Annotated in this window: 5 protein-coding genes; 3 read left to right on the top strand and 2 right to left on the bottom strand. The window is 60.8% G+C overall.

Going from position 1 to position 15,722, the window contains the following annotated elements; all coding sequences use genetic code 11:
* Positions 1-22: 22 nt before the first annotated feature.
* The 3 genes from uraH to ACMGG5_RS06210 all read left to right on the top strand — a co-directional run bounded on the left by uraH (position 23) and on the right by ACMGG5_RS06210 (position 2,731).
* Entirely contained in the window at positions 23-433 is a 411-nt protein-coding gene (gene uraH / locus ACMGG5_RS06220) for a hydroxyisourate hydrolase (RefSeq protein WP_024906656.1), read from the top strand.
* A 102-nt stretch (positions 434-535) separates the two neighbouring features.
* Positions 536-1,495, top strand: a complete 960-nt coding sequence (locus tag ACMGG5_RS06215; protein WP_267215361.1) for a YbgA family protein — start codon at positions 536-538, stop codon at positions 1,493-1,495.
* A 147-nt stretch (positions 1,496-1,642) separates the two neighbouring features.
* Positions 1,643-2,731, top strand: coding sequence for an AAA family ATPase (locus ACMGG5_RS06210; protein WP_024906658.1), 1,089 nt, complete (start codon positions 1,643-1,645; stop codon positions 2,729-2,731).
* A gap of 113 nt (positions 2,732-2,844) precedes the next feature.
* On the opposite strand, the gene ACMGG5_RS06205 is transcribed toward ACMGG5_RS06210, so the two are convergent.
* A complete protein-coding gene (locus tag ACMGG5_RS06205) occupies positions 2,845-3,021 on the bottom strand; it encodes a hypothetical protein (RefSeq protein WP_193745677.1) in 177 nt (58 codons plus the stop codon).
* 328 nt (positions 3,022-3,349) lie between these two features.
* Entirely contained in the window at positions 3,350-15,709 is a 12,360-nt protein-coding gene (gene cdiA / locus ACMGG5_RS06200; protein ID WP_420277607.1) for a contact-dependent inhibition toxin CdiA, read from the bottom strand.
* Positions 15,710-15,722: the final 13 nt, after the last annotated feature.

The following is a 15,722-nucleotide window of genomic DNA, read 5'->3' as shown; positions in this document are numbered from 1 at the left end:
AATAATTCCACAGGAAAACATCATGAAAAAAACTGCCCCTCTGCTGATCCTGGCCTCGATGGCCTTTGCCCCTGCCGCCTTTAGCGCCCCGGCCGGCACCCTGAGCGTACACATCCTCGACCAGCAAACCGGGATGCCGCCATCAGACGTGACCGTTACGCTGGAGAAGCAGCAGCAGGACAAATGGACCCCGATTGCCAGCGGCAAAACCGACCACGACGGCCGTATCAAATCGCTCTATCCGCAGGATCAGGACATGCAGCCTGGCGTGTATAAAGTGACCTTCAAAACCGCAGATTACTTCCACGGCAAAAAGCTCGACTCCTTCTTCCCGGAGATCCCGGTGCTGTTTACCGTGACCCGCACAAACGAGAAACTGCACATCCCGCTTCTGCTGAGTCAGTACGGTTACTCGACCTACAAGGGCAGTTAAGACGCATTGATTTTAAAGGATTATAAAAAATAGTTCCGCGAATACTTGGACAAATTAGTCATGTTGTGTAAGTTTTAGTTATATGAACGGGAGGACAACACCATGACAACGAAACCTGTGCTCGGTATTAGCGGATGTTTGACCGGATCCGCCGTTCGCTTTGACGGCGGACACAAGCGTATGGGCTTCGTCATGGATGAGCTGGCCCAGTGGGTGAATTTCAGGCCCGTCTGCCCGGAAATGGCCATCGGCCTGCCGACCCCTCGCCCGGCGCTGCGTCTGATCGTGACGGAACACGGTGAAACGCAGATGCGTTTTAGCCATGCGCCTCATGAAGACGTTACGCAGAAAATGGCGGACTTTACGGCAGATTTTTTGCCGAAAATCGGCGATCTCGCTGGTTTTATCGTCTGCGCTAAATCCCCAAGCTGCGGCATGGAACGCGTGCGTCTGTATGATGAAAACGGCAACCGGGGCCGCAAGGAGGGGGTCGGGCTGTTCACCGCCGCCCTCCTTGAAACCTGGCCGTGGCTGCCCGTGGAAGAGGACGGACGTCTGCACGATCCGGTGCTGCGGGAAAACTTTGTCGAACGTGTTTTTGCCCTGCACGAACTGAACACGCTGCGTAAAAATGGCCTCACACGCCGTGCGCTGCTGGACTTCCACAGCCGTTACAAACTTCAGCTGCTGGCGCACCATCAGGCAGGCTACCGTGAAATCGGCCCGTTCGTTGCCTCGCTGCACGAGTGGGAAGACCTGGATGCCTTCTTCGTGGCGTATCGGGAAAAGCTGATGACCATCCTGAAAAAACCCGCCTCGCGGAAAAATCACACCAACGTGCTGATGCATATTCAGGGGTATTTCCGTAGCCAGCTGAACACCCGCCAGCGCGGCGAGCTGCGCGACGTGATCCTGCACTATCGCAACGGGCAGTTGCCTATTCTCGCCCCGATCACGCTGCTGAAGCACTACCTGGCCGAATACCCCGACCGATATCTGATGACGCAAAACTACTTTGATCCCTATCCTGATGATTTGGGTCTGCGTCTGGCAGTCAAGTGATCATAAAAATGCGAAGGCCCCATTGACCCGTAGAGGCCCAAAGCAGTACCCCGTTTAGACGACATCCTCACTGTCGTCTCTTTTTTGCATTTCATCCAAAATCCTGTGATTATATACAGGCTTATTCTGCAAAAAAGGGGCCTGCCAGTGATCAACACCCTGCACATTCAAAACTACCGCTCCATCCGCGAGATGTCGCTGGAGCTGGAGCAGCTCAACATCGTCTTCGGGCCGAACGGTACCGGGAAATCCAATATTTACAAGGCGATACATCTGATGCACAGCGCCGCCCAGGGGCAGTTTTCCCAGGCGCTGGCGAACGAGGGCGGCATTCTGAAGGTGTTCTGGGCAGGCAAAACCCGCAGCGACCAGCTGCGGCGGATGAATCTGGCGGTGGAAACAGAGACCTACGAATACGAGCTGCAGGTCGGGTTTGTGGAGAAGCTGCCCTATCCCTCGCAGTTTCAGCTCGACCCGGTGATCAAAGAGGAGTCCATCTGGCTGAGCGGCCAGCACCGTCGGCCTTCGTCACAGCTGATGAAACGTAAGAACCAGGCGGTCTTTCTGAACAACGTGCATCACGAGAAGGTGACCCACAGCGGCACGCTGTACGAGAACGAATCGGTGTTCGGACAGCTCGGTGAACCGCACCTTTACCCGGAAGTGTCCCAGATGCGCGAGTCCCTGCGTAACTGGCGCTTTTATCATGAGTTTTCCGTCTCATCCGGCTCGGCGATGCGGGCTCCGCAGGTCGGTTTCCGCTCCCCGGTGCTGGCCAGCGACGGCGCCAACCTGGCGGCCGCGTTTCAAACTATCGTCGAGATTGGCGACGAGCTGCTGCTGATGCGCATCCTTGACCAGGCCTTCCCCGGCTGCGTGTTTTACAGCGACAACACCGGCGGACGTTTTCGCATGATGATGCAGCGCGAGGGATTGAGCAGGCCGCTGGAACCGGCAGAGTTCTCCGACGGCACCCTGCGCTTTCTGTGCCTGGCGGTAGCGCTGCTCAGCCCGCGCCCACCGGCGTTTATCGCGTTGAACGAACCGGAAAACAGCCTGCACCCGCAGATGCTGCCCGCGCTGGCGAGCTTAATCGCCGAGGCCAGCCGCTACTCGCAGATCTGGCTCACCAGCCACTCGCCGGAGCTGGCGAAGTTGATTGAGAAGCAGAGGTCGTTTTCGCTGTATCAGCTGTCGATGGTGGAGGGGGAGACGAGGGTGGAGAGGCTGGGGTAGTCTCAATGGGCACGGAGGCTGTTTTTTCGCATCTCGCTCATGCTAACTATTCTCGATAACAATTCTATCCGACGACGATTGCTGGTGAGCGGTTCATTTTTCGACTTTAATTGTCATCCACTTAAACTTTTGAAATTGAGTTTTCCTACACCCTTGATTACTTTGCCAACAACATCATCTGCACCCCTTATAATCCCGATAACGGTGGCGAGATAATCAAGCGCACTGTGTGCCTCTATAAAACGGCACAGTTTTTTCTTATAAAACTCATTCGTTTTCTGCTTCGACACGCTCTTGCGCCATCTGCCGGGCCGTTTTGCAGTGAGATACTTCATCCAGCAAGTCGCTCAGCGAGCTATCCTCAGCGATCATTTTTCCGGTGATACTCATGTAGTTTATTTTTTAACCATATCCCTACACCTAATATTAATCCTGTAATACTTCCTTTTATTAATGCGATATGTAATGCCTTTTTCCATGAAAAAAGGAATTCACCATCGTTAAAATAAAAAATTGTTGACACTCCGAACTGGCATACGAAAAGAACAATAGTGAGTAGAACTGTACAGTACACAACTAAGAAAAGGAGCCAAAAGATACCAACCTTATTGAAGACACTCATTGCTTCTTCTCCCGTTTGTCTAATTCATCTTTTACCACTTTTCCTGTAAATTCAGAAGCAGTAGAACCTGTAACTGCGCCAATAACATCCTTTGTCACTTGATCAGCTACTGGAGACAATGAATCAACAACTTTCCCTCCTACACTACCAGCTACACTTCCAAATCCCGTACTTATCACAGAGTTAGTCGGGTCTTCCCCTTTAATCGCACTACCAATCGCAGCCCCCCCCATATTGATTGCCGCTGATACTTTCCAGCCTTTCCCTGTAGTTGCGGCAGATGCTACTCCCGCCATAATGGCATCAACGTAGCTGAATGGTTCCTTTCCACTAAGTTGAAAACCAGTATTCACTGCTGTTCCTATCGCAGCATTAACAGCCATACCTTCTCTTATTGTAATTCCCAGCACACTACTACCAAACATAAGAGGCGCATCACCAATACTGGCATTAGACTCATGGTAACCCCAGGTATTTACAATGCTCTGGGCCTGATTCAAAACTCCATTGTCAGGATTACGTTCATAACCAGGATAGGCAAAAAGATTCTGCACCATCTCTTTAGCTCTATCTGCACCATAAACATTCTGCATTTCAGCAGCATAGACTCTAACATAGGTATTTAATTCAGTTCGTTCAGATTCTGATAATGAAGAAGGATCGCGCCGAAACTTATCCATTAGCGCATCACTACGTTTATCAGCATTTTCCAGTTTAATCACGTCATTAGCCGCCGCCAGCGATCTATCACCCAGCTTTATTTTCTCAATAGCTTTATCAAGCTTGTCCGAAGATGTCGCACCAAGGAAATTATTCTCAACACTGTTCTTCCCTGCACTGGCACCAGCCGCCGCGCCAGCCGTATTTCCCCCAGCAATCCCGCCAGCTATGCCCGCTGAAACAGACGCCAGCGTGCTCACGGTCTGCCTCTGCTCTTCCGTCATCATCGACGGGTCTGTGTCCGGATAAAACTGTTTGGCAATCGCTGTCGCAATCAGTTCGCCGGATGCGGCCCCCACAGCACCCGCTGCGGCACTGTTGCCCTGAAGGGCTGCGGTTACGCCGCCGAGGATGGCATGGGCAATCGCTTTTGCCGCCGTATCGTCATCAATGCCTGCATGATGGCCGATGATGTTCGCCAGCTCCGGTGCTGACGCGCCCGCCAGCGCCCCTCCGATATTGCCGCCCGCCAGTCCCTGCAGCGCTGCTGTGGCCGCCTGGATGCCGCGCTGCATGGCGCTGCCGGTTCCGTAGGTCACCATCACGTTTTTGTATGCCTGGGTATCACGCAGTTTCGCCAGATAATCCTGGCGCTGTTTCTCTGTTGCGTTTGCAGGTAGTGTTGCGCCGGTTTCTTTCTGGGCCGCCTTCAGCCCGTTAAGATCACCCTGCGTCCTGGCAATATCCGCCACCTGGCTACCAATGTCGCTGATCATCCCAACTGCGTTCAGGCGGTTCTGCTCTTTCTCCTTGTCGAAGATTGGGCTGATGCTGTCGTTGGCATGTTCGGTGTCGCGGCTCAGATCGGCCACGTCCTGCTTCTGGTTTGCTTTGTCGCGGATAGTGAGGGAGCCCTCTGCCACGGCGGCCTGCGTGGTGCCTTCCTTATGGCCTTTATTACCCGCAGCGGAGATCATGCCGCCCGGCAGGTTACCCTGGAATTTATCCCCGAAGCTGCCGCCGCCGCTCAGGCTGATACCGGAGTGCGAGGTTTTAAAGTCCGCTTCGTTGTGGATATCGCTGAAGCCCAGCGTCCCGGTATCGAGGCTGTTTTTGTCCGGCGTGGCGGTAGAGGCGATAACCGCTCCATCAAGCTGGGTATGATGCCCCACGGTGATATCGAAGCCGCCGTCCCCGGCATACAGCCCGGTTTGTTCGGCCACCGAATCAAAGCGGCTCTTCATCTTGTCCTGGCTGGCGTTGATATAGCCTGAACCGGACATAGTGCCGAAGGTGAAGCTGCCACCCGCCGCAACGCTGGTCTGCTTGCTGTCGTAGTCGCTGTTGTTCTGCTGGCTGCGCATCAGCAGGTCGTGACCAACATCTGCCACGATTTTATTGCCGTTAACCTGAGCGCCATCAAGCACGGTGTCGTGCCCGCTTTTTAGGGTGACGTTTTTGCCGCTGTCGATCGTGGTTTCGGTCCAGTCGGTACCGTTGCCTTTATCCTTGCCATGCGCGGCGTTGACGTTGGCAAACACGCTGATACCCGCGCCGTTGCCGCCGGCACCGATGCTCACGCCAATGCCGCCACCGCTGCTGCTGTTCTTGCCGCTGGTTTTTTGGGTATTCGCCGCGCCGGACAGCAGAATGTCGTTCTGTGCATCCAGCGTGGTATCGCCCCCGGCTTTCAGCTGGCTACCCGCAATCACGATGTCGCCGCTATTTGCACCTTTGTTTTTGCCGTTCGCGGTGATGGAGAGATTGCTACCTGCGTTCAGCGTGCTGCCTGCCACCGCATCACTCTCAGCATGCTGCTGTGATTTCGACTTCTGGGTCGTCAGCGAGAGGCTCACACCCATTGCGTTCGGATCGCCGGTGGTTGCCGCCATATCCGCTGCCTGCCCGGCCTGCACGCCGGACAGCACTGTTTTGGTGGCCTGAAGGGCTTTCAGACGGCCATCACTTTGCTCTTTGGTCTCCTGCGCCGCGCTCACGGCATTGTTAATAGCGCTACCGACGGTGCCGGAGAGCGCCACGGTGAGCCCGCTTTTCTTCTGCTCGAAGGCTTCATCCCGGGTGCGCTTGTCGTGCCCCGGCTCGATGATGACGCTGTCGCCGCTGAGGCTTAAATCCTTCCCGGCGATAAGATCCGCGCCGCCGATGTGGGCCTGGTTTCCGGCAGAAATCGCGACGTTACCGCCCGTCGAACCCACCGTACTGAAGCTCTGGCTCTGGGTGGTGCCCTTCTCACGAAGATCGTGCGTGCTTTTGCTGCTGCCGATGGTGAAGCCAATCCCGCCCGAGCCCATCAGGCCGGATTTTTTCTCTTCCTTAAAGCGCCAGGAGGTGTCGCTGTTCGTGGCCGCCACGATATCGACGTTGTTGCCCGCCTTAAGCTTCACGTCGCCATCGCCCGCCACGGCGGAGCCGTTCACCAGCAGGTTATTGCCCGCCACCACCTGCACGTTGTCGCCGCTCAGCAAAGAGCCGGATTCACGCGTCGCGCTGTTCTCCTCGATGGTGTGGGTGGTTTTCTTGCTGAGGAAACCTTTTTTGGTTTTGGTCTGCTCTTTGTAGTGATAATCGCTTTCGGTTGCGGTATTGAGACTGACGTCGCGGCCTGCCGCTACGCCGATATCGCCCTTCGCCGTCACCTGCGCGGCTTCGGTGGTGACATCGCGCCCGGCGAGGATCTGGGTATTCGCCCCGCTGGCGATCTCGGTTCCCTGCTGGCGTACCGATTCGTTGATGACGGTTTTCTTGCCTGACCTATAGCTATCGCCCTGCGTGGTCTCTTCCGCAGCCAGATTCACGTCGCGCCCCGCCTGCAGCCCGACGCTTTTCTCCGCCGCCAGCGCGGCGGCCTGAGCGTTGATATCCTGCCCGGCCTTCAGCACCAGGTTATCGCCTGCGGAAATCGTGGTGCGGTCGAGCCCGGTGCTGTGGGATTCGCTTTTCCCTTTACGGCTGCTTTCGCTGGTCTGTGCCGCGTTCAGATTGAGATCGTTGCCCGCGCTCAGCCCCGCGCTACCGCCCGCCTTCAGGTCGCTGGCGGTCACGTCAAGATTGTGCCCGGTATTCACCAGCAGGTTGCCGCCCGCGGTGACGTTACTGCCCTGATACGTGACGGACGAACGGCTGGTTTTCGCCCGGCTGGAGCTGAATGCGTCGTTGATCTGATTCGCGTTGACGGCAATATCGCCCCACGCGTTCAGCAGCATATCGCCGCCTGAGGCCAGGTTCGCCCCGGTAACGGTGATGTTTTTCCCCGCCTCAAGCGACAGGCCATCCTGCGCGGTAATCGACGCCGTGTTGCCCAGCAGCGTGTCTTTCAGGCCGATCTTGCCGTACTTCCCTCCGGCGTTGATATCAATCTGCTCAACCTGGGTCAGGTTGTTGATGCTGCCGTCCAGGCTCTCCAGCGCGACCGTTTTGCCGCTGATGGTTGAGCTGATGTTATTGATATCGCCGATGGCGCTCAGGTTCAGGTCGCCGCCCGCTTTCATCAGGCCGCTGTTGAGGTTGCTGATGCTGTTCTGGCTGTCGAGCGTCAGGCTGTTTTTCGCCAGCAGCGAGCTGCCGCTGTTGGTGATGTCGCCGCCCTTCAGGGTAACGTTGTTACCCGCGATCACGCTGCCGTTATTGACGGTGACGTCCTTCGGCGACAGGTAGAGTTTCGGTAACATCACGGTTTCGCCGTTGACGGTGGCTTTCTCCCACCACAGCAGGCTGTGGTCGAGCGCGGCAATCTGATCGGCGGTCAGCGAGACGCCAAACTGCAGGCCCAGCGACTGCTGCGCCGCCGCGGCGTTATCCATCAGATAGCGCATCTGATCCAGATCGGAACCGATGCCGTTCAGGTAGCGGTTACCGGTCTGGTTGAGCACCATGTTGGAGACATAGCGGGTATCGAACGCCGCATCACCGAGGAAGCGGTAATCGTAATCCGGGTTCAGGTTGAGGCGGCCGAGCATGTAAGACGAGCCGAGGAACTGCTTCTCGTCGGTAAACGCCAGCCGCGTCTCCTGCGGCGCCGTGGACGACGGTTTGACCCCAAGCATCGCGTTCAAATCGGCAAACAGGGCGGGATCAAGCTGCCCGAGACCGTTCAGTTTCGGGTTGATGCTGATCAGGTACGGGCTTTTCGGGTTGTCGGAGAAGACAAAATAGCCGTTGTTGCCCGACGGCAGCGGGTAAGCGCTGGTATCGACGCGCTGGCCCTGATAATGCCCGACGGCACCGCCCTGAGCGGTTCGGAGATCGGCGGTGGTGACCCCCGCGTTCGCCAGCGCGCCCAACTGGCCGAGGTTGGCGTTGCCTTTCTGCGTGGTGCCAATGTTGCTGAGAGGCGTGCCGGACGCGCCGCCGTTTTCCAGCGCACCACCGCCGTTAAGCTGCTGCAGCGCCCCCTGGAGCTGATCGTTCCACTGCGGCGAGTTCACCGCCACGGTGCCGGTATTGCTCAGCCCCTGTTTTTGCACGCCGCCGCCGACGCTCTGGTTGCTGAGGGTGTTCAGCGACGGGGTAGAGATAACGTTGCTGACGCCGCCCGCGTTCGCGGTGGTATTGGTGTTGCTGATGTTACTGGTAAAGTTTGCGGTGACGTTACCGCCCGCCTGGATGACGGAACGATATATTGTTCCTCCAGATCCTTCGTCCCGATCATCACCCTGTGCAACATAGTGAATGGGGGTCTTCTTATAAACATCTGCGTCGACCGACGCGGAGGGATTTGCTTTACGATTATATTGCTCACGGTCGGCAACATATGTCCTGTAACGCGTCACCGTACCATCAGTCCATGACTGATTTTGCAGAGTCGTACCAGAAAGGAACATATCTTTCGCGGCAAGCAGTGTACTGGCATTATTTTCCAGTTGCCCCGCCTGAATGACCATCCCCTGGGCTGAACTAATCCGTCCCGCTCCACCATTTGCGGACACAGTTTGTGTCGTTCGTAAAATCGCAATCTCTTTCGCCGGACTGTTTTTCATCGGCATCGGAGTAGCTATATCCCTGCATGTAGGACCAGCTCCATGCCCAGGACTGCCACCGCCGCTGCAGGATTCCATGACGATATAGCCATAATCGGTTCCCGCGATCAGCTCAGAAAGAGGGATATCCGCATAGCCGTCCTTCAACCACTTGACCTGCTCCATCAGGTTTTCGGTTTTGCTGTTAAGCACCACCAGACCATCCCTTTGGTTCAGCAAATGCCCCGTTCTGATCGTAATATCACCATTCTGCGTCTCAATATTCCCCGACGTGTTCACCACCTGGCTGTTCGCATTCCCCGCCGCATCCCGCTGCATCCACAGGTTGTTCCCCGCCATGATGTCGCCGCGCTGGTTGGTGATGCTGTCGGCAAACAGCGCCAGATTATTCGCCGCATACAGCAGCGCGGTGTTGACGATGGCGCCCGGCGCGCTCAGGGTCAGCGAGCCGCGCGTGCCGGTGAAGCCGTCGACGGTAATGTTGCTCCGGCTGGCAACGGTGATGTCGCCCCCGCCCTGCACCGAGCCCGCGGCGTTCAGCGCCACGCTGCTGCCGGAGAGCGTACTCGCGCCGCCGCCGGTGGTGATTTGTCCGTTGTTGTTGAGCTGCCCGCCCGCGTTCAGGTTGACCGCCTGCCCCTGCAGCACGCTGCGGTTATCGATGTCGCCGCCGCTGTTGATGGTCAGGGTTCTTCCTGCCGCCACGGTGGTCCGGCTGGTAAACGCGTTCGTCAGCTGCAGCGTTAAGTCCCCCAGGGATACCAGCTGGCCGGTCAGGTCCAGCCCCCGGCTCTGCAGCCACAGGTTGCCGCCGCTCAGCAGCTTGCCGCCCGCGCTCTGGGTCACCTGGTCCGCACCAATATTCAGCTGCGCGTTGCCGAGCAGCGTGCCGCTGTTGTTCAGCTGGCCGTAGTTAACCGTCAGCTGTCCCGCTTGGGTGGTGCCCTGGCTGGCGAAGGTGGTGCCGGTCAGGGTGGCGCGATCGGCCACCCACGTGCCGCCGTTGGTGGCGTTTGCCGCATTCAGGATCAGGTCGGTGGCCTGCAGCCAGCCGGTGCCGGTGAACTGCGGCGTGCCGAGCGTCAGGCGCGCGCCGGACAGGAGCCTTCCGTCGTTACGCGCCTGGGAGGAGGCTGTCACCCGCGTCTCGCCGCCGCCCTGGATCAGGCCGTAGTTAAACAGTGCGGGCGTGGTCAGCGTCAGCGCATCGCGGCTGACGATTTCGCCTCCGCTGTTGTTGGTCAGCGTCCCGCTGAGGGCCAGCGTCGCGCCGTTATCGCCCTGCAGACGACCGTTGTTGGTGAGCGCCCCGGTGGTGATGCCGAGCGTGCCCCCCTGCATTTTGCCGTCGCTGGTGACGGAGGCCGCCGTGATGTTCAGCGCCCCGCCGGACAGCAGGGTGCCGCCAGACCGCTGGCTGACCGCGCCGGTCTGGCTGAGGGTCAGGCCATTCACGCCGCTGATGGCGCCGCTGTTGCTGAGCGTGCCGCCTGTCAGCGTCAGGTTTTTCGCCGCCCACTGGCCCTGGTTCGCCAGCGTCGCGGCCTGCAGCGTGGCGGCGCCCAGCGCGGTAATCTTACTGCCCGTAGTCCCGGTGAGCGTGTCGGCCAGCGTCATCTGCAGCGCACCGGCGCTCTGCACCGCCCCGCTGTTGGTGAGTGACCGGGCGTTAAGCAGGATATTCTGTGCCTGCCAGCTGCCGGCGTTGGTCACCGCGCCGGACGCAATCGTCAGAGTACCCTGGGTGAGAAGCTTACCGCCTGCGCCGTTAATCAGCTCCTGCTGAGGCGCGGCCATCGCCATGCGCGCCATCAGCCGCTGCTGACCCTGAACGGTCAGGCTCTGCAGACCGGTCAGGGTGCCCTGGTTGTTAATGCTGTTCTGATGCAGCGCGAGGGTGTTCCCCTGCACGGTGCCGCTGTTTTTAAGCGTGCTGCCGCCGAGCGTCACATCACCCTCGCTGAGGAGCTGCCCGCGGTTATCCAGCGTCTGAGCGGTGATATCCGCCCGGCCCTGACTCATCAGCGAGCCGGTTGAGGTCAGCGTGCCGCCGGTCGTGGCCGTCAGCGTTCCCTGGCTGAGCAGAGACCCGCCGTGCGTCCAGTCGCTGGCGCGGATGTCTGCGCCGTTCCCCTGCAGCGTGCCCTGCGTGGTCAGCTGGCCTGCATCCAGCGTCAGCATGCCGCCGGAGAGGGTGCGCGAGGTCGCGCCCGTGGTCAGCGTGGTGCCGGTGAGCGCCAGGCCGTTCGTTCCCTGCATCAGCCCGCCGTTGTTCATATCGCGGGCAGTGAGGGACAGCGTACCGCCCGTGATGCGCCCCGGGTTCGCCAGGGTGTCCGCGGTGAAGGCGGTCGTGCCGCCACTCTGCAGCAGCCCGGTATTCGTTAACGCCCCGCTGAGCGTGCCGCTGAGTCCCGTCTGCCCGTTCACCGTGCCGCTGTTGGTGAGGGTGGTGCCGGTCATGCCCAGCGTCGCACCCTGCAGCGTACCGGCGTTGGTCAGCTGTCCGCCCGTCAGCGTGAAGCCGCCGCCGGAGAGCCATTTACCGTTCAGCTCGTTGATAAAGCGGTCGGCGGTGGCGTTAACCGCGTTGCTGCCCTGCATCAGGCCGCTGTTGCGCAGCTCCGCCGCGCCTGCGGTCAGCGTTTTGCCCGCCACCGTGCCGCTGCTGGTCAGCGTCGTCGCGTTAAGCGTGGCATCGCCGGTGGCAACGATGTTCCCGGTACTGGTCAGGGCATTGCTCAGGCCCAAATCCAGGCTCTGCGCCTGAATATCGCCCCGGTTCGTCAGGTCGCTGCCCCGCAGGGTGAACCCGCCGTTCACCAGCAGCAGACCGGCGTTATCGAGCGTGTCGAGGGATAAGTCCAGAGGACTGCCGCTCACCAGCTGCCCGGTGGCGCCGTTGCTCAGCGCGCGGGTGGTCAGCGCCAGCGTGTCGTTGCCCTGAAGAATCCCGGTATTGTTCAGCTGCGCGGCCTTCACCGTGAGCGCTTTCCCGGCCAGCTGGCCGTCGTTGAACAGCTGCGCCGCCGTCAGCGTGAACAGGTTCTGGCTGAGCAGGGCGCCCGTGTTATCCAGCCTGCCGGTCGTGGAAAGGGTCAGGCCGTCCAGCGTCTGAACGCTGCCCTGGTTATTCAGGCTCCCGGCGTCAAGCGTCGCGCTGCGCCCCTGAAGGCTGCCCGCGTTGCTGAGGGTTTGTCCGCTCAGGGTCAGGGTCTCGCCGCCCGTCACCTGGCCCTGAGGCTGGTTCGTGAAGGTGTTCCCGGACCAGGCCAGCGTGCTGCTCCCCTGAAGCAGACCGCTGTTCTGCAGGTCGCCCCGCAGGGTCAGCACTTTCGCCAGCAGCTGGCCCCGGTTATCGGTCCTGCCGGCCTGGACGTCCAGCGCCTGCTGGCTGAGCACCTTACCGCTGCTGGTCAGCGTACCGGTCACCGCCGCCGTCACGCCTGCTTCCCCCAGCGCATTGCCGGTGTTGTTCCACTCGCCGGTGGCCAGGTTCAGGGTGTTGCCCTGCAGCAGCCCGGCGTTGTTCAGGGTGGTGTGGTGCAGGTCGAGCGCGCCGCCGGAGAGCAGCATGCCCGCCTGCTGGTTGCTGAGCTGTGCCCCGGTCGCCGTGAGGGAATGTGTCCCCTGCAGCGTGCCGCCGTTGGTCAACGACGCGCTGTTAAACTGCGCGTCGGTACCGGCCATCAGCCCGCTGTTTGTCAGGCTGGCGGCGGTCAGCGTCAGGCCGTCCCGGGCAATCACCCGCCCGCCGGCATCGTTGCTGGCCTGTCGGGTCAGGTTCAGCAGCAGGGCGGTGGCGCTGAGCTCGCCGCTGTTGGCCAGCGTGTCGCCGTTAAGCGTCAGCGTTCCGCTGCTGCGCAGCGCGCCACGGTTAGTGAGGTCTGCCACGCCGAGCGTCAGCGCCGAGTCCCCCTCAACGGTGCCCTGGTTCTGCAGGCTGTCCGCCGTGATGTGCAGGTCGCTGGCCGCTATATTGCCCGCGTTAGAAAACGCAGTGCCGTTCAGGGTGAGCCGGTCGTCCGCCAGCAGGCGTCCGGTATCGGCGTTGGTCAGGCTGAGGTACTCGCTGCTCAGGCTGACGCCGTTGATTTCGCCCTGGTTTGTCAGCGTGTCGCCCCGGAGGCGCAATGTACCGTCAGTGGTGATAAGCCCGCTGTTGGCCAGCACCGGAACGTTCAGCGTTAAATCCTGCGTGCTGTAGACCGATCCGCCCGCGAGGTTTGTGAGTGACCCGGTCTTCAGGCCGAGCAGGGTGGTCCCCTGCAGCAGTCCACTGTTCTCCACCGAGGCAGCGTCCAGCGCCAGCGTACCGGCAACCAGCGTACCGCTGCTGGTGATGCGCCCGGGGGCCGTCAGGGTCATGCGGTCCGCTTTTGCGACGCCGGACTGGAGGATGTTCTGTCCGCTGAGCGCGATGGCGCTGGCGGTAAGCTCTCCGCCGCTGGTCAGGTCGCCGGTCGCGTTAAAACTCAGCGTGTCACCGGTGGATTTCCCGGCGTGCGCAATCGTGCCCGCCGTCACCGACAGGGCCCCCTTCGCCGCCTGCGTGCCGTTCAGCGCGGCATTCTGCGCCTGCAGAGAGAGCCCCTGCCCGCTCTGCAGATGGGCATCCTGACCGGTGGTCAGGTCGCCGGTGCTGACGGTTAATGCCCCCGCCGCGTCCGTCTGCCCGTTCAGGCTGGCGCTGCGGGTCGCGGTAAGCTGTACATTGCCCTGGCTGGTGGTACGGGACGCCTGACCGCTGGTCAGGGTGCCGGCCTGCGCCGTCAGCGCCGTCGCGCCGGAAAGGGTGCCGTTCTGCTCAAGCGAGCCTGCGGTCACGCTCATCGTGCCGTCAGCCAGCAGGCTGCCGCCGTTACGCAGGGTCTGCTGCGCCGTGACGTTTGCATTGCCTTTCGCGCTCAGCGTGCCCCGCTGCTCCAGGGTTCCGGCGCTTAACGCCAGGTTACCGGCGCTCTGCAGGGTGCCGTTATTGGTGACCGTCTGCCCCTTCACGGTGACGTCGTTACCCTGCGCCGTGCCGCCGTTCGTCAGGTCTCCGGCGTTCACGTCCAGATGGCCTTTCGCCGCCAGCTGGCCGCTGCTGGACACCCTGTCGCCGGAGAGCGCAATGTCGCGCCCCGCATTCACCTGGCCCTGGTTACTGACGGTGCTGCCCGTCAGGCGGATATCGCCCGTGGCATCGGCCCGGCTCTGGCCGTCCAGCACCAGCTGCCCGCCGCTCAGGGCCAGACTCTCCCCTGCCGAGACCGCACTGCCCGTGGATGTCAGCATACCGCCGCTGCTGAGGGTCGCGCGGGCATCGCTACCGCTGCGGGTATTCGTCAGCGCGATATCTTTTCCGGCCGCCACGCTGAGCGCGCCCTTGCTGGTGACGCTGCCGCCGCGCTGCGTCAGGCTGCCACCGGTGGACAGCGTGGTGTCGGCCTGACCCGTCAGCGTCGCATCCGAAAGCGCCATTCCCTGATTGCTCGTGACGGTCAGCGCCCCGCCCTGTGCCGACACGCCGCCGCCGTTGACGGTCAGGGTATCTTTACTGTCCAGCGTCGCCGCGCCGCGGGAGACCAGGGAGGTATTGCTGAGCGTCATCCCCTGCCCGCTGCTGACCGCAAGCACCCCCGCGCTGTTTGTCCCGCCGCCCGTCGTCTGCACTTTCCCCGCAGCGGAAAGGCGCATATCGCCCTGGCTGGCGAGCGTGCTGTTATTGAGTTCCACATCCTGCGAGCTGGCCACATTCAGCGCGCCCCCGGCCTGATGGCTGCCGCTGAGGGCCACCCCCGCGCCATTCGCGGTAATCGAGCCGCTGGCCAGGCTGTTCGTGACCGTCAGTTTCCCGCCCGCATCCAGCTGAATATCGCCCTGGCGCGCGGTGAGGTTGCCGAGGTTCACCCCCACGCCCGTCTCGCTGGAGACCAGGCGGATGCGGTTGGCATACATCCCGCCGAGCGCGCCGGTATCCACGGCCACCACGGGCGCGGCGCCCTCACCGGCAATCGGCCTGACGCTGCCGTCTGCGCCCACGCGGTTCGCCCCTGCCGTTACCGTCAGGTCGTTCGCATGTATCGCGGCGTTCACTTCCGTCGCGCGCGCAATGATCGACAGCGCGTCGCTCTTGCTGGCATCCAGCCCCTGGCCTTCAACCGTGATGGCACCTTTCGTCACCTCCAGCGCCTGCAGGTTACCGCTGGCGTCGAACTGCGGTTTCCCGGTGGTCAGGGTGACGTTCGGGGTGTTGATAAATCCGCACCCGTTACAGGTAATGCCGTACGGGTTGGCCACCATGACGTTTGCTGCTTTACCGGCAACTTCCGTGTAGCCCTGTAACTGCGAGCGGCTGGCGCCCGTGACTTCGTTGATAATGCCTTTCGCTTCCCGCCCGGCCTGCAGGTTGGGGTTGTTCTGGATAAGCCCGCCCAGCTGGGTCCGGGTTAAACGGTCCGTGCCGTTATTGAGGATAAGCCCCTCTTTGCCGACGTTATACTCACCGAACTGGTTATGCGAAATGCCCGCCCCGTTGGGCGTGGCGATGTTAACGACCGGCACCCCGTTCCCCGCCCGATCGACCGTGGTCTGCCCGGTCGGCGTAAGCGCCGCCGCGACGGCAGGCGCCATCGGCTGCCAGACCATTAAGCCGCAGACAATCCAGCTGATCAGACGCTGCGAGAAACGAACGGGTGGGTGGCGGGTATCCATAGTCGTAGAGTCT

It is taken from the genome of Enterobacter sp. BNK-34 (genome assembly GCF_048684445.1).
Taxonomy (GTDB): Bacteria; Pseudomonadota; Gammaproteobacteria; order Enterobacterales; family Enterobacteriaceae; genus Enterobacter; species Enterobacter pseudoroggenkampii.
This window is presented reverse-complemented; position numbering and strand designations above follow the sequence as displayed.

What these genes read in the sequence shown, in the direction of transcription:
- uraH (WP_024906656.1), top strand. Translation starts at nt 23, where the DNA reads ATGAAAAAAACTGCCCCTCTGCTGATCCTGGCCTCGATGGCCTTTGCC.
- ACMGG5_RS06215 (WP_267215361.1), top strand. Translation starts at nt 536, where the DNA reads ATGACAACGAAACCTGTGCTCGGTATTAGCGGATGTTTGACCGGATCC.
- cdiA (WP_420277607.1), bottom strand. Translation starts at nt 15,709, where the DNA reads ATGGATACCCGCCACCCACCCGTTCGTTTCTCGCAGCGTCTGATCAGC.